Below are 18,593 nucleotides of genomic sequence, written 5' to 3'. Positions count from 1 at the left end.
CCCGCCGCCCCGTCACTCCGCCTCCCGGAACGCGGCCGCCTCCTCCAGGTCCAGGCGGCGGAGCAGGGTGCGGAGCATTTCGTCGTCGATGTAGCGCAGGTCCCGGAGCTTGACGAAGACCTCGCGTTCGGCGCTGATCATCTCCCGGGAGAGGCGGCGGTAGGTGTCGTCCACCGTTTCACCGGTGACCGGGTTGACCTGGCCGAGGCGTTCCCAGACGGCGTTGCGGCGGCGTTCCAGGACGGTGCGCAGACGGTCGGCGAGCGGGTCCGGCAGGGCGTTGCGCTCGTCGGAGAGCAGTTCGTCGAGGCGCCGTTCGGCGGCCCGGGACGCCTGTGCCTGGGCGTTGGCCTCGGCGAGGGTCTCGGCCTGGACGTCGCGGCCGGGCAGTTTCAGCATCCGGATCAGCGGGGGCAGGGTGACGCCCTGGACGACGAGGGTTCCGATGACCGTGGTGAAGGTCAGGAACAGGATCAGATTGCGCTCGGGGAACTCCTCGCCGCCGTGCACGGTGAGCGGGATGGAGAAGGCGATGGCCAGGGAGACCACGCCCCGCATGCCCGCCCAGGCGATGATGAACGGCCCCTTCCAGGTGGGGTTCTCCTCCCGCTTGCGGATCCGCGCCGACAGCATGCGCGGCAGGAACGTCGCCGGATACACCCACACGAACCGGGAGACGACGACCACCAGGAAGATGGCGATCGCGTACCAGGCGGCGCGCCCGCCCTCGTACTCGCCGAGGCCCTTGAGGACCACCGGCAGCTGGAGTCCGATGAGCGCGAACACCGCCGATTCGAGGACGAAGGCGACCATCTTCCACACGGCCTCCTCCTGGAGGCGGGTCGCGAAATCGACCTCCCACGCGCGGTGCCCCAGATAGAGCGCGACGACCACCACGGCGAGCACTCCGGAGGCGTGCACCTGCTCGGCGACCGCGTAGGCCACGAAAGGGATCAGCAGCGACAGGGTGTTCTGGAGCAGCGCCTCCTTCACGTGGGTGCGCAGCCAGTGGATCGGCACCATCAGGACGAGCCCGATGCCGATGCCCCCGATCGCCGCGACCAGGAACTCGCCGATCCCGCCGGCCCAGGTGGCGCCCTCGCCGACCGCGGCCGCCAGCGCCACCCGGTAGGCGGTGATCGCGGTCGCGTCGTTCACCAGGGACTCGCCCTGGAGGATCGTGGTGATCCGTGAGGGCAGCCCCACCCGGCGGGCGACCGCGGTGGCCGCGACCGCGTCGGGCGGCGCCACCACCGCGCCCAGCACCAGGGCCGCGGTCAGCGGCAGTTCCGGCACGATCATGTAGGCCGCCCAGCCCACCGCGAAGGTCGCGAAGAGCACGTACCCGACCGACAGCAGCGCCACGGGCCGCAGTTGCGCCCGCAGGTCGAGATAGGAGCTGTCGGTGGCGGCCGTGTGCAGCAGCGGCGGCAGGATGAGCGGCAGCACGATGTGCGGGTCGAGGGTGTAGTCGGGCACCCCCGGCAGATACGACACCACCAGGCCCACCGCGACCAGCAGCAGCGGCGCCGGGATCGGGGTCCGCCGCGCCGCCGCGGCCACAGCCGCACTGCCCGCCACCAACAACAGCAGGGGCATCACGTCCATGAACCTCGCCCGCTCTCACTCATCGCCGTCCGCCCACCCTGGATTTTCCGCGCGGCCTTCCGCGCGCCCGTCGTAACCTGGCAATCATGAAACAGTGCACGCACGCCGATGCGCTGCCGCACCCGGAACCCGGTCCGCTCAGCGAGACCTGTCCGGAGTGCCTGGCGGCAGGCACCCATCCGGTACAACTGCGGCTGTGCCTCACCTGCGGTCACATCGGCTGCTGCGACTCATCACCGGGACGGCACGCCGCCGGGCACCACAAGGATTCCGGTCATCCGGTGATGCGGACCTTCGAACCAGGAGAGAGCTGGCGGTGGTGCTTCGTGGACCACGTTCTGGTGTGACCCGTGACGACTCCGGATCCGGACGGTTCGACCGTCTGACGCCTGGGTACGTCAACCCGGCGCGCGCTCTTCCCATTTGGGCCCGCCGAACCCCTAGCCACGGAGCGTATCCGTAGGTTTACTATGAGTGACAGCAGGGGGTTGGGGTCCCGGGGACAGAAAGTTCGGAGCGCGATAGCGTCACCGCTGAACCACACATCGCGTTACCCCGGGGGGCGACCCTCGGCCCCGAAAAGCTTGTACCACCTTGGAGGTGAGGGTGTCCCAGATCGCAGGCGAGCCCGCGACCCAGGACTTCGTGGAAGTCCGGCTGCCGGCTGCGGGTGCCTACCTGTCGGTGCTGCGTACGGCGACTGCCGGCCTCGCGGCCCGTTTGGACTTCACCCTCGACGAGATCGAGGACCTGCGCATCGCGGTGGACGAGGCCTGCGCGATCCTGCTTCAGCAGGCCGTGCCCGGCTCGGTGCTCAGCTGTGTCTTCCGGCTCGTCGACGACTCGCTGGAGGTCACCGTCTCGGCGCCGACCACAGACGGTCACGCACCGTCACGGGACACCTTCGCCTGGACCGTGCTGTCCGCCCTCGCGGGCAAGGTCTCCTCCGCCGTGGACGACGACAAAACCGTTTCGATCAGCCTCTACAAACAGCGCGGCGCGGGACCCGGGCCGGCGTGAGGGACGGGGACGGGCCGGTGCGGGACGAAGAGCGCGGCACACGGGAGCTGCCGGCCGAGAACTCCGACGACGCAGTCGCTCCGGGCGGTTCCCGACACCTGGCGGACGGCGTTGACGGCATTCCCGACCAGGCCAGGCCGCATCCCGAGGACGACGCGGCCACCGCGCGGGCGGCTGCGCCGGACAGCGCCGTGCAGGACCCGCCTCACCGGAGGCGGATCGGGGGCACCCCCGGCCGGGCTGAGACTAGAGCTCGACAGAGGGCGACGGGCGGGACGATGAGCGAGCACCAGCGAGACGACGACCAGGCCGTGCCGGCCACGCAGCACGAGGCACCGGACCGTGAGCCGCAGGACCGCAGCGGGGCGCGCGCCATGTTCGTCGAGCTGCGCGAGCTGAAGGACGGCAGCCCGGAGTACGCGGAGCTGCGCAACCAGCTGGTCCGGATGCATCTGCCGCTCGTCGAGCACCTCGCCCGCCGCTTCCGCAACCGCGGCGAGCCGCTGGACGACCTCACCCAGGTCGCCACCATCGGCCTGATCAAGTCGGTCGACCGCTTCGACCCGGATCGCGGGGTGGAGTTCTCCACGTACGCGACCCCGACGGTCGTCGGTGAGATCAAGCGGCACTTCCGCGACAAGGGCTGGGCGGTGCGCGTCCCGCGCCGGCTCCAGGAGCTGCGGCTCGCGCTGACCACGGCCACGGCGGAGCTGTCCCAGCAGCACGGCCGCTCCCCCACGGTCCACGAGCTCGCCGAGAAGCTGGCCATCTCGGAGGAGGAGGTGCTGGAGGGCCTGGAGTCCGCCAACGCCTATTCCACGCTCTCCCTGGACGTCCCCGACACCGACGACGAGTCGCCGGCCGTGGCGGACACCCTGGGCGCGGAGGACGAGGCGCTGGAGGGTGTCGAGTACCGCGAGTCCCTCAAGCCGCTGCTGGAGGATCTGCCGCCGCGCGAGAAGCGCATCCTGCTGCTGCGGTTCTTCGGCAACATGACACAGTCGCAGATCGCCCAGGAGGTCGGCATCTCGCAGATGCACGTGTCGCGCCTACTGGCCCGCACACTGGCCCAGCTGCGGGAGAAGCTGCTGGTCGAGGAGTAGGTCCGCCGGACCTACTGCGACGCGTTGCCGGGCCCCCGGATCCCGAGGGCCCGGGTGGTCTCCCCGTTCAGCAGCAGCACCAGCGCGGCGACGGCGACCACCGCGAGGGCGATCCCGGCCGGGATGGCCATGCTGTCGGCCTGGAGCAGGTTGTAGGCGACGGGCAGCGCCATGATCTGGGTGATGACGGCCGGACCGCGCGACCAGCTGCGCCGGGCAAGCAGCCCGCGGGCGGCCAGCAGCGGCAGCAGCGCCAGCACCACCAGGGTCACTCCGCCGGTGACGGCCTGCTGGCGGTCGTCCGGGGAGCCTGTGAGGCCCAGGACGAGGATCCAGACCCCGCCGACCACCAGGGCGAGCCCCTCCAGCGCGGCGAGCGCCGCCGCGTACGTCAGCCGCCGCGGGCGGGGTCCGGCTTCCGGGGCGGGGTTCGCTTCAGCACTCACCCCTGAAGGGTAGCCGTCACCGGGTCCGCTCCCGTGGGCGCCCGGGGCGTGCGACAGGCGCCCGTGGCAAGGTTCACGCACCGATTCTCATATTGGATCTCTGTTCGGTGTGGGATCGGTACCCCCCAGTAGGTACCCTGCCATCCATGCGTGCACTTCTCGTGGTCAATCCGGCGGCAACCACCACAAGCGCACGTACGCGCGATGTCCTGATCCACGCCCTCGCCAGTGAGATGAAGCTGGAAGCGGTCACCACCGAGTACCGCGGCCATGCGCGCGACCTCGGCCGGCAGGCGACGGAGAGCCAGAACATCGATCTGGTGGTGGCCCTCGGCGGCGACGGCACGGTCAACGAGGTGGTCAACGGTCTGCTGCACGCCGGCCCCGATCCCGACAACCTGCCGCGGCTCGCGGTGGTCCCCGGCGGGTCCACCAATGTCTTCGCCCGCGCCCTGGGTCTGCCCAATGACGCGGTGGAGGCGACCGGCGCCCTGCTGGACGCGCTGAGCGAGAGCCGCGAGCGGACGGTCGGCATGGGGATCGCCGCGGGGACACCGGGCACCGAGGACGAAGGGGTGCCCGCGCGGTGGTTCACGTTCTGCGCGGGGCTGGGCTTCGACGCGGGTGTGGTCGGCCGGGTCGAGCAGCAGCGCGAGCGGGGCCGGAAGTCCACGCACGCCCTCTATATGCGTCAGGCCCTGCGCCAGTTCCTCCAGGAGCCCCACCGGCGGCACGGCACGATCACCCTGGAGCGGCCCGGCGCCGAACCGGTGACCGATTTGGTGCTCTCCATAGTCTGCAACACCGCTCCGTGGACCTATCTGGGCAATCGCCCGGTGTACGCGGCACCTAAGGCTTCGTTCGATACGGGGCTCGACGTACTCGGTCTCAGCCGGATGTCCACGGTCGCGGTTGCCCGGTATGCGACCCAGTTGCTCACTTCGTCCCCCGAGCGGGGACCGCATGGCAAGCATGCGGCCTCATTGCACGACCTGGACCAGTTCACCTTGCATTCGAAGGTCCCGTTGCCCCTTCAGATGGACGGCGACCACCTGGGACTGCGAACCAGCGTGACGTTCACAGGCGTACGCCGTGCACTGCGTGTGATTGTGTGAGCAGAAGAGGCTAAAGTCCTTTCACTCGAACGTTTAGGCCAGGGTCCACCCCATGGAAGTACGGCTGTGACCTAGTCGACACCGAGGAATCAAAAAAAACTTTCCGGAAGGGGTTGTATCCGCCGCTGAGGTTTGCGAGTCTCTACGTGGCGGTCGGGACAGCCCGCAACACCAGCGTCCACAGGCCACCGGAACCCCTCTTCAAAACCCAGGACCACGCCAGGGAAACCTGACGGTCGGCCCTTCACTTGTTGAGGGATTCGTGAAAGCGTTCACATTCACAAGCAACTTGCATGTAATACCAAGGAGAGGTAGCAGCCATGGACTGGCGTCACAACGCCGTTTGCCGCGAGGAAGACCCCGAGCTCTTCTTCCCCATCGGCAACACCGGTCCTGCGCTGCTGCAGATCGAGGAAGCCAAGGCCGTCTGCCGTCGCTGCCCGGTTATCGAGCAGTGTCTTCAGTGGGCGCTTGAGTCCGGTCAGGACTCCGGCGTCTGGGGTGGTCTCAGCGAGGACGAGCGTCGCGCGATGAAGCGCCGTGCCGCCCGCAACCGGGCCCGTCAGGCCTCCGCCTGACGCACCCACCCCTGCTGACAGCCTGAGCTTGGCGGCGCGTACAGCGAGTACGCATCTCCCGCCCCCGAGCCGCAGCGCGCAGTACCCCCGAGCGCTCCCCCATAGCCTTAAGGGCATGGGGGACCCCCAACGCACGAGCACGAGCCTCGGACCGATCACCGGTCCGAGGCTTTCTGCTGTGCCGGGGTCTTCTGCTGTGTACGCACCTGCGCCTACTTGTGCGCCCGCACCGGGATGTCCAGGATGACCTGCGTACCGCGCTCGGGCGCCGGCACCATGTCGAACGTACCGCCCAACTCCCCCTCCACCAGGGTCCGTACGATCTGGAGGCCGAGGTTGCCCGCGGTGTGCGGATCGAATCCCTCCGGGAGTCCTACGCCGTCGTCCTGGACGGTGACCAGGAGGCGGGCCTCCTTGGTGGTGCCGCCGCGGACCGCGGAGACCTCGACGGTCCCGGTCTCGCCCTGACGGAAGCCGTGTTCCAGGGCGTTCTGGAGGATCTCGGTCAGCACCATGGAGAGCGGGGTGGCGACCTCGGCGTCCAGGATGCCGAAGCGGCCGGTGCGCCGGCCGGTGACCTTGCCGGGCGAGATCTCGGCGACCATCGCCAGCACCCGGTCGGCGATCTCGTCGAACTCCACCCGCTCGTCCAGGTTCTGGGACAGCGTCTCGTGCACGATCGCGATCGAGCCGACCCGGCGCACGGCCTCTTCGAGGGCCTCGCGGCCGCGGTCGGACTCGATGCGCCGGGCCTGGAGGCGCAGCAGCGCGGCGACCGTCTGGAGGTTGTTCTTCACCCGGTGGTGGATCTCTCGGATGGTGGCGTCCTTGGTGATCAACTCGCGTTCGCGGCGGCGCAGTTCGGTGACGTCGCGGAGCAGGACGAGCGAACCGATCCGGGTGCCCTTGGGCTTGAGCGGGATCGCCCGGAACTGGATCACCCCGTCCTCGGACTCGATCTCGAACTCACGGGGCGCCCAGCCGCTGGCCACCTTGGCGAGCGCCTCGTCCACCGGGCCGTGGGTCGGGGCGAGTTCGGCGGTGGCGTTGCCCAGGTGGTGGCCGACCAGGTCGGCGGCGAGGCCGAGGCGGTGGTAGGCGGAGAGGGCGTTCGGGGAGGCGTACTGGACGATGCCGTCCGCGTCGACCCGGATCAGCCCGTCCCCGACCCGGGGCGAGGCGTCCATGTCGACCTGCTGGTTCGCGAACGGGAAGGATCCGGCCGCGATCATCTGCGCGAGGTCCGAGGCGCTTTGCAGATACGTCAGTTCGAGACGGCTCGGGGTGCGCACGGTCAGCAGGTTGGTGTTGCGCGCGATGACACCGAGGACGCGTCCGTCCCGTCGTACCGGGATCGACTCGACCCGGACCGGGACCTCCTCGCGCCACTCGGGGTCGCCCTCGCGGACGATGCGGCCCTCGTCCAGGGCGGCGTCCAGCATGGGGCGGCGGCCGCGCGGGACGAGATGGCCGACCATGTCGTCCTGGTAGGAGGTGGGGCCGGTGTTGGGCCGCATCTGGGCCACCGACACATAGCGGGTGCCGTCGCGGGTGGGGACCCACAGGACGAGGTCGGCGAAGGAGAGGTCGGAGAGCAGCTGCCACTCCGAGACCAGCAGATGGAGCCACTCGAGGTCGGACTCGTCGAGGGCGGTGTGCTGGTGGACCAGTTCGTTCATGGAGGGCACGTGTGCGAGCGTACCTGGGGGTATGAGGGGTCCTAAAACACCCGCGGGCCGCGGCGCCTGGGAGGGACCCTCAACCCTCCCGGCACCGCAGCCCGGAGCAACAACGGCCGTGGGGTGTGCGGTCCCGGTCGGCCGAAGGATGAGGAAACGGGGCAGTCAGGGCAGAGAGCCTCGGTTCCTCGGTCCGTCCTCCTGTGCGGGGAAGACGGAAGTTTCGCGTCCGCGTATCACATGGACTCTTGAACACCATTGTGGACTAGACCACTCGGCGTGTCCATGCGTTGAAGGATGTTCGTTGCAGCCTAACCCTTGCGGGTTCATGCGCGGGGCCAGATGGACAGGGCAATTTCAGCGAGCGCCTCCAACTCCGCACGGCTCGCGCCGTCGCGCGCCTGTTGGGACATTCCCTGGATGATCGCGCCGGTGTACCGGGCGAGCGCGCCGGCGTCGGTGTCGGCGGGGAGTTCACCTGCGGCGACGTCCGCCCGCACCCGGCTCTCGACGGCGGCGATGGTGGCGTTGCGCCTGTTCCGCAGCGTCTCCCCCACCTCCGAACTGCCGCAATCGGCGGCCGCGTGGACGAAGAGGCAGCCCTGTGGCCGGCCGGGGGTGGTGTAGCGCACAGCGGCCTCGCGCAGGATGCGCCGCACGGCGGACCGGGCGGTGGGCTCCTCGGCCAGGGCACGCTCGCCGAAGGCCGCGTAGCGCTTGCCGTACTCCACCACGGCCTCGTCGAACAGCGCCCGCTTGTCGCCGAAGGCCGCGTACAGGCTGGGGGCGCCGATGCCCATGATCCGGGTGAGGTCGGAGACGGAGGTCGCCTCGTAGCCGTGCTCCCAGAAGGCCATGATCGCCTTCTCCAGCGCGGTCTCCCGGTCGAAGGAGCGGGGGCGGCCGCGGCGGGAGGGTGCGGGACGGGGGACTTCGGCGGAACGGGGGGCTTCGGTGGAACGAGGGCCTTCGGTGCTCACCATGGAGTGCATTTTATAGCGGGCACTAGAGAAAAGGGCCGACCCTGGGCTACGGTCTTTCTGTAGCGACCAATAGAGAATTCAGGGGGTTCGGCATGGGCGTGCTCACGGGCAGGACGGCGCTGGTCACGGGGGCGAGCAGGGGGATCGGGCGGGCGGTGGCCGAGCGGCTGGCGCGCGACGGCGCACGGGTCGCCGTGCACTACAGCAGCAGCGAGGCGGCGGCGAAGGAGACGGTCGCCGGGATCGAGGCGACGGGCGGCAGCGCCTTCGCCATCCGGGCCGAGCTGGGGGTGCCGGGGGACGCACAGGCCCTCTGGGACGCCTTTGACCGGCATGCGGAGGGGGTGGACATCCTGGTGAACAACGCGGGGGCGGCGACCTTCGCGACCATCGGCGACACGGACGAGGAGCTCTACGAGCGGGCTCACGCCCTCAACGCCAGGGCGCCGTTCTTCATCATCCGGCAAGGGCTCGGCCGGCTGCGCGACCATGGGCGGATCATCAATGTCACGGCGGCCACGGACGCGGGGATACCGGGTATCGCCGCCACTCATATGGCCAAGGGCGCGGTGACGGCGCTGACCCGGTCACTGGCCGTCGAGCTGGCCGCGCGCGGCATCACCGCCAACTCGGTCGCGCCCGGCTTCATCGACACCGACCTCACGAGCGCGGTGCTGGCCGATCCGGGCCTGCGGGCGCACGCCGAGTCGGTCTCGGTGTTCCGACGGGTGGGGACGGCCGCCGAGGTCGCCGATGTGGTGGCCTTCCTGGCCTCACCGGACTCCCGCTGGGTGACCGGGCAGCACGTGGACGCGACGGGGGGTTCGCTGCTGAGCCTCCAATAGCCGGGCGCAGCCGGGTGGCTCGGGCGCCGCGTTCACCTGGGAGCGAATGCCGTCCTCTGTTAGATTGGTCTAAACCACATAGCCCTCTCGGGTACCGGTTGAGTCCCCTCTTCAGATCGGCAGGCCCAGCGTGGAAGTTGTCATCGTCCCGGATGCCAAGTCGGGTGGCGAGCTCATCGCCGAGGCCATGGCGCAGCTCCTGCGGCGCAAGCCCGAAGCCCTGCTCGGAGTGGCCACCGGCTCGACGCCGCTGCCCATCTATCAGGCGCTGACGGCCAAAGTGCGCTCCGGTGCCGTGGACGCCTCGCAGGCGCGGATCGCCCAGCTCGACGAGTATGTGGGGCTGCCGGCCGAGCATCCGGAGTCGTACCGCTCGGTGCTGCGCCGTGAGGTGCTGGAGCCGCTCGGGATCGGGATGGACGCGTTCATGGGCCCGGACGGTACGGCCGAGGACGTCCAGGCGGCGTGCGAGGCGTACGACGCGGCACTGGCCGGGGCCGGGGGCGTGGACCTTCAGTTGCTGGGGATCGGGACCGACGGGCACATCGGGTTCAACGAGCCGTGCTCCTCGCTGGCCTCGCGGACGCGGATCAAGACGCTGACGGAGCAGACGCGGGTGGACAACGCGCGCTTCTTCGAGGGGGACATCTCGCAGGTGCCGCACCATGTGATCACGCAGGGGATCGGCACGATTCTGGAGGCTCGGCATCTGGTCCTGCTCGCCACGGGGTTGGGCAAGGCCGATGCTGTTGCGGCGACTGTTGAGGGGCCTGTTGCCGCGGTGTGTCCTGCCTCGGCGTTGCAGTTGCATCCGCATGCGACAGTCGTCGTCGACGAGGGCGCCGCGTCCAAGCTGAAGCTGGCTGACTATTTCCGGCACACGTACGCCAACAAGCCGGACTGGCAGGGGATCTGAGGCACGTGAAAAGGCGCCGGTTCCCCTTCCTGGGAACCGGCGCCTTTCTCGTCGTAGCGGCCGCTACTGGCCCGCTATGACCTCCGCCGCCGCTCGTCCGCAGACTCGGGCCGCACCGTTCGTCGCGATGTGGAGGGCGCCTCTCGGTGCGGACTGGGGGACGCCCATTTCGACCACGACGGTGTCGGGGCGGGCGCGCAGCAGGGTGTCCAGGGTCTTGGACATCCACTCGTGGCGGTGCTCGTCGCGGACCACCGCCACGATGCGGCGGTCACCGGCCGCGTCCAGGGCCGCCTCGGCCACGGACTCGTCCGTGCCGTCGGCGGTCTCGGTGCCGGGCAGCAGTTCGGCCAGTTCGGCGCCCACGCCCCACGGTGTCTCGTCGCCCACCGCGATGTTGGCCACCGGGCTCAGGGCGATGACGTAGGGGGGTTCGGTCACCGGCGTATGGGCGTCGGTCGACGTCACGCGCAGGGCGCGGCGGGCCGCGACCATGCCGACGTCCGACGGTTCCCTGTCCTGCTCGGGGGTCGCGCTCGACGTCCAGCGGGCCAGGGCGCGGACCCGTTCCGCGGCCTCCGCGAGCCGCTCCTCGGGGAGTTCACCGCTGCGTACCGCGGAGACCAGGGCGTCGCGCAGGCGCCGTACGGTGTCCTCGTCGTTGAGGCCGCCGCCCACGCAGATCGCGTCCGCTCCGGCCGCGAGGGCGAGGACGCTGCCGCGCTCGATGCCGTAGGTGGAGGCGATGGCCTGCATCTCCATGCCGTCGGTGACGATCAGGCCGTCGTAGCCGAGTTCGCCGCGCAGCAGGTCGGTGAGGATCGGGCGGGAGAGGGTGGCCGGGCGGGTGGCGTCCAGGGCCGGGACCAGGATGTGGGCGGTCATGATCGCCCGCGAGCCGGCCGCGATGGCCGCGTGGAACGGGATCAGTTCGCGCTCGGACAGCACATCGAGCCCGAGGTCGATCCGCGGCATCGCCTCGTGCGAGTCGATCGCGGTGTCGCCGTGGCCCGGGAAGTGCTTGGTGCAGGCGGCGACGCCCGCCGCCTGGAGGCCGGTGACATAGGCGGCCGTGTGCCGGGCGACCAGGTCGGTGTCGGCGCCGAAGGAGCGGACACCGATGACCGGGTTGGCGGCATTGGAGTTGACGTCCGCGGACGGGGCCCAGTTGAAGTTGACCCCGCAGGCGGCGAGCCGGCGGCCCAGCTCATGGGCGACCGCTCGGGTCAGGTCGACGTCGTCGACGGCGCCGAGGGCGTGGTTGCCCGGGAAGGAGGAGCCGGTGCGCACCTCAAGGCGGGTGACGTCGCCGCCCTCCTCGTCGATGGCGACGAGGACGTCCTCGCGCTCGGCCCGCAGCTGGGCGGTGAGCGCGGCGACCTGGTCCGGCGTGGCGATGTTGCGGCCGAACAGGCCGACGGAGGCGAGGCCCTCGCCGAGGCGGCGCAGCAGCCAGTCGGGGGCGGTGGTGCCGGGGAAGCCCGGCTGGAGGACGGTCAGCGCGTCCCGCGTCAGGGTGTCGCTGGCGAATGTCGTCATCGGTGGGCGTTATCCCTTCACGGCGCCGTCGGTCAGTCCGCTGACGGCGCGGCGCTGGAGGAAGACGAAGAGGATGAGGATCGGGACGGCGAAGAGGGAGGAGGCCGCCATGGTCGCACCCCAGTCGTCGCCGAAGACGGTGCGGAAGCTGGTCAGCCACAGCGGGAGGGTCTGCGCCTCGGCCTCCTTGTTCACCACGAGGACGAGGGCGAACTCGTTCCAGGCGGTGATGAAGCCGAACAGCGAGGTGGCCATCAGTCCGGGCGCCAGCAGCGGCAGGATGACGCGGCGGAAGGCCTGGCCGCGGGTGCAGCCGTCGACCATGGCCGCCTCCTCCAGTTCGGCCGGCACCGCGGCGACGAAGCCGCGCAGGGTGAGGATGGTGAAGGGCAGGATCATCATCGTGTAGAAGGCCGTCAGCGGGACGAGGCTGTTGAGCATCGAGGCGTCCCGGACGATCATGTAGATCGCGATGATCATGACTTCCCAGGGTGCCATCTGGGCCAGCATGAAGCCGATGATGAAGCCGCGCCGCCCCTTGAACCGCATCCGGGCCAGGGCGAAGGCCCCGGCAAGGGCGATGACCAGGGAGAAGACGACCGCGAGGGTCGTCACGGTCAGCGAGTTGGTGACCAGGGTCCAGAAGTTGTCGACGCCGACCGCCGTCTTGAAGTGCTCCAGGGTGACGTCGGTCGGGAACCAGACGGGATTCTCGGAGATGATGTCGCCGGTCGGCTTGAAGGCCGTGGCGAACATCCAGTACACGGGGAAGACGAAGCCGATGAACAGGACGATGGCCGTGGCGTTGGGCCAGATACGGCCGAAGAGCGAGCGCTTCACAGCCCGGCCTCCTCTTCCTTCTCTTGCTTGAGCACGATCCGCAGGTAGTAGGCGGTGAGGCCGAGCAGGATCAGGATGGTCAGCAGGGCGATCGCGGCGCCCATGCCGTAGTGCTGGTTGCCGACGCCCTCGATGTAGGCGTAGACCGGCAGGATCTCGGTGAGGCGGTCGGGGCCGCCCTGGTTGAACGTGTAGACCTGCACGAACGCCTTGAAGATCCAGATGACTTCGAGGAACGTGGTCGCGTAGAGGAAGGGCCGCAGGAACGGGAAGGTGACCGTGGCGAAGCTCTTCCAGGCGCCGGCGCCGTCCAGGGCGGCGGCCTCGTAGAGCTCGGCGGGGATGGTGGTGGTGGCCGCGTAGAGGTTGATCGCCACGAAGGGGATCGACATCCACACGATCAGCATCGTGACCACGAAGAACGTGGACATCTGGCCGCTGGTCCAGCTGTAGTCGGCCATGGAGTGCCAGCCGAGCTTGTCCAGCACCCAGTTGACGACGCCGAAGCGCTGGGCGAAGAGCCACTGGTAGACGGTGGTGGCGGCGACCACGGGCATGGCCCAGGCCAGCACCAGGCCGATCATCAGGGTGAACCGCATACGCCTGCCGAGCCGGGCGAGCAGCAGGCCGACGAGCGAGCCGAAGATCATGGTCAGGGCGACGTTGGCCGCCGTGAACAGGATCGAGCGCACGGTGACACGCCAGAAGTCCTCGCTGCCGAGGACCTCGGTGTAGTTGTCGACGCCGTTCCACTCGGTGACGTGCTGGATCAGCTGCGCCATGTTGAGGTTCTGGAACGACAGCAGCGCGTCCTTCAGCAGCGGCCAGCCGAGCAGCAGCACGGTCGCCGAGAGGGCCGGCAGCAGCAACAGGTACGGGGCGAGCGCGCCGATGCGGGACGCGGCTCTCGGGGTGGAGTGGCCGGATCCCGGTGGGTCCTTACGGACGTGCTTCGGGCCTGAAGGCGGCCGTTCTGTCTGCACGGTCATGCTCGCGTTCTCTTCCTCCTCGACCTACCCATGCGCGGGGGGCGGGGGCCGCCTCGACGGCCCCCGCCCGGGTGCGCCTACTGCTGCTGCGACAGACGCTTGTTGAACTCTTCCTCGACCTGGGCGGCGGCCTCGGCCGGGGACTTACCGTTCAGCACGGCGGTCATGTAGGTCTTGATCGGGTTGGGCGCGTTCTCGACGGCGGCCCACTCGGCGATCAGCGGCGTGGTGCCACCGCCCGCGGCGGCCGGCGCGGCGGCCTCGGCGACGGCGTTGCCCGCGAGGTTGCTCTGGAGAGCCTCCTTGTTCGGGATGACGCCGTTCTCCTTGGCGAGCTGGCCCTCGAACTCGTCCGAGAGGGCGATCCGCAGGAACTCCTTGGCCAGGTCCTGCTTCTTGCTGCCCGCGGCGACGGCGAGGTTGGAGCCGCCGAGGAAGACACCCTCGGGCTTGTCGGCCGTGGCACCCGGGATGGTGAAGTAGCCGATCTCCTTCTCGATCTTCGGGTTGGCCTCGATCGCGATACCGGCCTCCCAGCCCATACCGATGAAGGCGCCGACCTTGCCCTTGCCGAAGACCTCACCCTGCTGCGGGGTGGCCTCGTCCTTGTCCTTCGGAGCCTTGGAGAGCTCCTGGAACTTCTGGTACGTCTCCATGGCGGCGGCGACCTTCGGGTCGTCCAGGTTGGAGACGTACTTGTCGCCGTCCTTCTTCACCAGCTCGGCGCCCTCACCGATGGTGAGGCCGACGAAGTGGTACCAGTTCTGGCCGGGCAGGTAGATCGGCTCGGCGTCGGTCTTCTCGCCGATCGTCTTCAGGTCCTCGTAGAACTCGTCCCGGGTCTTGGGGGTGTCCTTGATACCCGCGTCGGCCCAGACGCTCTTGTTGTAGAGGACGACACGGTTGGCGAAGTACCACGGCGCCGCGTACTGCTTGCCCTCGAAGACGGAGGACTCGTTCAGGGACTCGACCCAGTCCCCGCCGATCTCGGTCTTGAGGTCGGCCAGGTCGGCGAGGCCGCCGGTCTTGGCGTAGGCCGGGGTCTGGGTGTTGCCGATCTCGAAGACGTCCGGCGGGTTCTCCTCCGACAGGGCGGTGGTCAGCTTCTGCTGAATGCCGTTCCACTGCTGGACCTCGAACTTGACCTTCGCCTTGGTCTTCTTCTCGAAGGCGGCGGCGACGTCCTTCTGCCACTGGTCGGGGGAGGAACCGTCCATCACCCAGACGGTGAGGGTCTGGCCCGCGTAGCCGTCCGCGCCGGCCTTGCCGCCCCCGTCGCCGTCGCCGTCGTCGCTCCCACACGCCGCGATGGAGACCATCATTGCCGCGACACCGATCGCGGATATCAGCTTGCGCTTCACGCCACCCTCCTCAGGGATGCCCATGAACCCCCCGCCCATGGGCCGGGACCTGGACCAATGGTGTAGACCAGTACGTGGAGCTTGGACCAGACCAAAAATCCTGTCAAGGGTGCCGGAAAGGGCTCTGACCAGCCGTTATGCGACCTACATATGAAGGAACCTTTAAGTAAGAAGGCAGCGAAAAGAACGATGGCGGAGTACTCTCGTCCGCTAGACCACTTGGCTCTATGGACTAGACCAAAAGTGGTGGTGAGGGTATATAGAAGGGATCACGATGTGAGCCGCAGCCGGAGCCTGGAAGGCAGAGCATGAGCACCGACGTCAGCAGTGCGGAGAACGAGGGTGGGGCCGCCGTCCGTACCGCGCGTGTGCCGAAGTACTACCGCTTGAAGAAGCATCTGCTCGACATGACGGAGACACAGGCACCGGGCACCCCGGTCCCCCCTGAGCGGACCCTCGCCGCGGAGTTCGACACCTCCCGCACGACGGTGCGCCAGGCCCTGCAGGAACTGGTCGTCGAGGGGCGGCTGGAGCGGATCCAGGGCAAGGGCACCTTCGTCGCGAAGCCGAAGGTCTCCCAGGCGCTCCAGCTCACCTCGTACACCGAGGACATGCGCGCCCAGGGTCTGGAACCGACGTCCCAACTGCTGGACATCGGCTACATCACCGCCGACGACCGCCTCGCCGACCTGCTCGACATCACGGCCGGCGGCCGGGTGCTCCGCATCGAGCGGCTGCGCATGGCCAACGGTGAGCCGATGGCGATCGAGACGACCCACCTGAGCGCCAAGCGCTTCCCGGCCCTCAGGCGCAGCCTCGTGAAGTACACCTCCCTCTACACCGCCCTCGCCGAGGTCTACGACGTCCATCTCGCCGAGGCCGAGGAGACCATCGAGACCTCGCTGGCGACCCCGCGCGAGGCCGGCCTGCTCGGCACGGACGTGGGCCTGCCGATGCTGATGCTCTCCCGCCACTCCCTGGACCGGACCGGTCAGCCGGTGGAGTGGGTGCGCTCCGTCTACCGCGGCGACCGGTACAAGTTCGTCGCGAGGCTCAAGCGTCCGCAGGAGTAGGTCTGTTGAAGCCTCGAACTACATAGTGCTCGTGGTGTAGCGCCTCTGCTGTTCCTGTTCTACGGTCCTCCCCTCATCGCATGGACGGGAGGACGACCCGGTGCGCACTGCGAACACTCGAACCATCGTCATCTGGACCCTCGTCGCGCTGATCGGCGGCACCGGCTGGGCGGTGCTCGCGCTGGCCCGCGGCGAGGAAGTCTCCGCAGCCTGGATGGTCGCCGCGGCCCTCGGCTCGTACGCCATCGCCTACCGCTTCTACGCCAAGTTCATCGCGTACAAGGTCCTCAAGGTCGACAAGACCCGGGCCACCCCGGCGGAACGGCTCGACAACGGCATCGACTTCCATCCGACGGACCGGCGCGTCCTGCTCGGCCACCACTTCGCGGCGATCGCCGGGGCCGGACCGCTGGTCGGGCCGGTGCTGGCCGCGCAGATGGGGTATCTGCCCGGCACCATCTGGATCATCGCGGGCGTCATCTTCGCGGGCGCCGTCCAGGACATGGTGGTGCTGTTCTTCTCCACCCGGCGCGACGGGCGCTCGCTCGGCCAGATGGCCCGCGAGGAGATCGGCCCGTTCGGCGGCGCTGCGGCGATCCTGGCCACCTTCGCCATCATGATCATCCTGCTCGGGGTGCTGGCCCTCGTCGTCGTCAACGCCCTGGCCGAGTCGCCCTGGGGCACCTTCTCCATCGCGATGACCATCCCGATCGCCCTGCTGATGGGCTTCTACCTGCGCGTCCTGCGCCCCGGCCGGGTCAGCGAGGTCTCCCTGATCGGCGTGGGACTGCTGCTGCTCGCGCTGATCGCGGGCCGCTGGGTGGCGGAGTCCTCCTGGGCCGACGCCTTCACCCTCGCGCCCTCCACCCTGGTCGTCTGGCTGGTGGCGTACGGCTTCATCGCCTCGATCCTGCCGGTGTGGATGCTGCTCGCGCCCCGCGACTACCTCTCCACCTTCATGAAGATCGGCACGATCTTCCTGCTCGCCCTCGGTGTCGTGCTCGCGCTGCCGACGCTGAAGATGGACGCGGTGACGGACTTCGCCTCCCGCGGCGACGGCCCGGTGTTCGCGGGCTCGCTCTTCCCGTTCGTCTTCATCACCATCGCCTGCGGCGCGCTGTCCGGCTTCCACTCGCTGATATCCAGCGGTACGACCCCGAAGATGATCCAGAAGGAGACCCAGGTCCGGATGATCGGCTACGGCTCCATGCTGATGGAGTCGTCGGTCGCCGTGATGGCGCTGGTCGCGGCGAGCATCATCGACCCGGGCCTGTACTTCGCGATGAACGCGCCCGCCGGGGTCATCGGCGACAGCGTGCAGAACGCCTCGCAGGTGGTGGGGAGTTGGGGCTACCAGATCTCCCCCGAGGACCTCGCCCAGGCGGCGAAGAACGTGGAGGAGGCGTCCCTGCTCTCGCGCACCGGCGGGGCGCCCACCCTCGCCGTCGGCATCTCGGACATCTTCTCCCAGATCACCGGGGACAGTCTGCGGGCCTTCTGGTATCACTTCGCGATCATGTTCGAGGCGCTGTTCATCCTGACCGCGCTGGACGCCGGTACCCGGGTGGGCCGGTTCATGCTCCAGGACATGCTCGGCAACGTCTACCGGCCGTTCAAGCAGATCAGCTGGAAGCCGGGCCTGGTCATCTGCAGCGCCATCGTGTGCGGGCTGTGGGGCTACTTCCTGTGGGTGGGCGTCCATGAGCCCCTCGGCGGGATCAACCAGCTCTTCCCGATCTTCGGTATCTCCAACCAGCTGCTGGCCGCCGTCGCCCTCGCGGTCTGCACCACCCTGCTGGTGAAGTCCGGGCGCCTCAAGTGGGCCTGGATCACCGGGATCCCGCTCGCCTGGGACGCCACGGTCACCCTGACCGCGAGCTACCAGAAGGTGTTCTCCAGCGACCCCAGGGTCGGCTTCTTCAAGCAGCGCCAGGTGTTCCAGGACGCCATCGACGAGGGCAAGATCCTGCCGCCCGCGAAGACCATGGACGACATGCACACCGTGGTCACCAACTCCACGGTGGACGGCGTCCTCACCGCGGCCCTCGCCCTCCTGATCATCGTGGTCATCCTGGACGCGACCCGCGTCTGCGTCCGGCACCTCCGCCGCCCCGCCCTGTCCTCGCTGAGCGAGGCGCCCTACGTCGAGTCGAAACTCGTCGCCCCGGCCGGACTGTTCCCGACCCCCGAGGAGAAGGAGGAGCAGCGCGATGCGGTCACTCCGGCGGGCACTTAGGGCGATGCGCTGGTACGTCCGCGAATTGACCGACGAATCGGCCTACGACCGCTACACCGCCCACCTTCGCAGGGACCACCCGGCGGCACCCGTGCCGACCCGGCGTGACTTCGAGCGGATGCGGACGGACCGACAGGAGTCGGACCCCCGCCAGGGGTTCCGCTGCTGCTGAAGCGATCTTCCGGGGCCGATATGTGGACGAGGGGTTCCGTTTCTGCGACACCGTGACCTAGATTGCCTGCGCGTTACACCAGGTGATCAG

The 18,593-nt window shown here is 69.0% G+C and carries 18 protein-coding genes; 10 read left to right on the top strand and 8 right to left on the bottom strand.

All coding sequences use genetic code 11. From position 1 onward, the window contains the following. Positions 1 to 12 precede the first annotated feature (12 nt). A complete protein-coding gene (locus tag STRCI_RS27175) occupies positions 13 to 1,608 on the bottom strand; it encodes a Na+/H+ antiporter (RefSeq protein WP_269661591.1) in 1,596 nt (531 codons plus the stop codon). A gap of 86 nt (positions 1,609 to 1,694) precedes the next feature. On the opposite strand from STRCI_RS27175, the gene STRCI_RS27170 reads away from it, so the two are divergent. From STRCI_RS27170 to STRCI_RS27160, 3 genes are all read left to right on the top strand, one after another. Beyond that, entirely contained in the window at positions 1,695 to 1,955 is a 261-nt protein-coding gene (locus STRCI_RS27170; protein WP_269661590.1) for a UBP-type zinc finger domain-containing protein, read from the top strand. 259 nt (positions 1,956 to 2,214) lie between these two features. Next, complete coding sequence (locus STRCI_RS27165) at positions 2,215 to 2,628, top strand: ATP-binding protein (RefSeq protein WP_015657891.1); 414 nt, start codon at positions 2,215 to 2,217, stop codon at positions 2,626 to 2,628. Continuing rightward, entirely contained in the window at positions 2,625 to 3,731 is a 1,107-nt protein-coding gene (locus tag STRCI_RS27160; RefSeq protein WP_269661589.1) for an RNA polymerase sigma factor SigF, read from the top strand. The genes STRCI_RS27165 and STRCI_RS27160 overlap by 4 nt, the downstream gene beginning before the upstream one ends. A gap of 11 nt (positions 3,732 to 3,742) precedes the next feature. Here STRCI_RS27160 and STRCI_RS27155 read toward each other — a convergent pair whose 3' ends face one another. After that, positions 3,743 to 4,177 carry a hypothetical protein gene (locus tag STRCI_RS27155; RefSeq protein WP_269661588.1) on the bottom strand — a complete coding sequence of 145 codons (435 nt, stop codon included), beginning with the start codon at positions 4,175 to 4,177 and terminating at the stop codon, positions 3,743 to 3,745. 146 nt (positions 4,178 to 4,323) lie between these two features. Between STRCI_RS27155 and STRCI_RS27150 the strand changes: the two genes are divergently transcribed. Both STRCI_RS27150 and STRCI_RS27145 read left to right on the top strand, forming a co-directional pair. Continuing rightward, the gene (locus tag STRCI_RS27150) at positions 4,324 to 5,292 is read left to right on the top strand and encodes a diacylglycerol/lipid kinase family protein (protein WP_269661587.1); all 969 of its coding nucleotides are present in this window, start codon (positions 4,324 to 4,326) and stop codon (positions 5,290 to 5,292) included. Positions 5,293 to 5,612: 320 nt separating this feature from the next. Continuing rightward, a complete protein-coding gene (locus STRCI_RS27145; RefSeq protein ID WP_003992873.1) occupies positions 5,613 to 5,870 on the top strand; it encodes a WhiB family transcriptional regulator in 258 nt (85 codons plus the stop codon). Between the two features lie 212 nt (positions 5,871 to 6,082). Here the strand turns inward: STRCI_RS27145 and STRCI_RS27140 are convergent, their stop codons facing one another. Both STRCI_RS27140 and STRCI_RS27135 read right to left on the bottom strand, forming a co-directional pair. Further along, positions 6,083 to 7,549, bottom strand: coding sequence for a sensor histidine kinase (locus STRCI_RS27140; protein WP_269664657.1), 1,467 nt, complete (start codon positions 7,547 to 7,549; stop codon positions 6,083 to 6,085). A 326-nt stretch (positions 7,550 to 7,875) separates the two neighbouring features. After that, positions 7,876 to 8,532, bottom strand: a complete 657-nt coding sequence (locus STRCI_RS27135) for a TetR/AcrR family transcriptional regulator (protein WP_418953377.1) — start codon at positions 8,530 to 8,532, stop codon at positions 7,876 to 7,878. Positions 8,533 to 8,624: 92 nt separating this feature from the next. Here STRCI_RS27135 and STRCI_RS27130 point away from each other — a divergent pair, with 92 nt between their 5' ends. Beyond that, positions 8,625 to 9,377: an SDR family oxidoreductase gene (locus STRCI_RS27130; RefSeq protein ID WP_269661585.1), complete on the top strand. Its 753-nt coding sequence runs from the start codon at positions 8,625 to 8,627 to the stop codon at positions 9,375 to 9,377. A 130-nt stretch (positions 9,378 to 9,507) separates the two neighbouring features. Next, complete coding sequence (gene nagB, locus STRCI_RS27125) at positions 9,508 to 10,293, top strand: glucosamine-6-phosphate deaminase (RefSeq protein WP_269661584.1); 786 nt, start codon at positions 9,508 to 9,510, stop codon at positions 10,291 to 10,293. Between the two features lie 63 nt (positions 10,294 to 10,356). Here nagB and STRCI_RS27120 read toward each other — a convergent pair whose 3' ends face one another. The 4 genes from STRCI_RS27120 to STRCI_RS27105 all read right to left on the bottom strand — a co-directional run bounded on the left by STRCI_RS27120 (position 10,357) and on the right by STRCI_RS27105 (position 15,022). Beyond that, on the bottom strand, positions 10,357 to 11,832 hold the full coding sequence (locus tag STRCI_RS27120; RefSeq protein ID WP_269661583.1) for a glycoside hydrolase family 3 protein: 1,476 nt from the start codon (positions 11,830 to 11,832) through the stop codon (positions 10,357 to 10,359). Positions 11,833 to 11,841: 9 nt separating this feature from the next. After that, positions 11,842 to 12,672, bottom strand: coding sequence for a carbohydrate ABC transporter permease (locus STRCI_RS27115; protein ID WP_269661582.1), 831 nt, complete (start codon positions 12,670 to 12,672; stop codon positions 11,842 to 11,844). Then, the gene (locus STRCI_RS27110) at positions 12,669 to 13,661 is read right to left on the bottom strand and encodes a carbohydrate ABC transporter permease (RefSeq protein WP_269661581.1); all 993 of its coding nucleotides are present in this window, start codon (positions 13,659 to 13,661) and stop codon (positions 12,669 to 12,671) included. The genes STRCI_RS27115 and STRCI_RS27110 overlap by 4 nt, the downstream gene beginning before the upstream one ends. Before the next feature lie 77 nt (positions 13,662 to 13,738). After that, positions 13,739 to 15,022, bottom strand: a complete 1,284-nt coding sequence (locus STRCI_RS27105; protein ID WP_269661580.1) for an extracellular solute-binding protein — start codon at positions 15,020 to 15,022, stop codon at positions 13,739 to 13,741. Between the two features lie 308 nt (positions 15,023 to 15,330). Between STRCI_RS27105 and STRCI_RS27100 the strand changes: the two genes are divergently transcribed. The 3 genes from STRCI_RS27100 (at position 15,331) to STRCI_RS27090 (ending at position 18,503) form a co-directional block, all read left to right on the top strand. After that, positions 15,331 to 16,095, top strand: coding sequence for a GntR family transcriptional regulator (locus STRCI_RS27100; RefSeq protein WP_269661579.1), 765 nt, complete (start codon positions 15,331 to 15,333; stop codon positions 16,093 to 16,095). A 100-nt stretch (positions 16,096 to 16,195) separates the two neighbouring features. Beyond that, on the top strand, positions 16,196 to 18,331 hold the full coding sequence (locus tag STRCI_RS27095) for a carbon starvation CstA family protein (protein WP_269661578.1): 2,136 nt from the start codon (positions 16,196 to 16,198) through the stop codon (positions 18,329 to 18,331). After that, positions 18,306 to 18,503, top strand: a complete 198-nt coding sequence (locus tag STRCI_RS27090) for a YbdD/YjiX family protein (RefSeq protein ID WP_269661577.1) — start codon at positions 18,306 to 18,308, stop codon at positions 18,501 to 18,503. Before STRCI_RS27095 ends, STRCI_RS27090 begins: the two co-directional genes overlap by 26 nt. Positions 18,504 to 18,593: the final 90 nt, after the last annotated feature.

It is taken from the genome of Streptomyces cinnabarinus, from assembly GCF_027270315.1.
Lineage (GTDB): Bacteria > Actinomycetota > Actinomycetes > Streptomycetales > Streptomycetaceae > Streptomyces > Streptomyces cinnabarinus.
The sequence above is the reverse complement of the archived record's forward strand: the minus strand, read 5'-3'. Positions and strand labels throughout refer to the sequence as shown.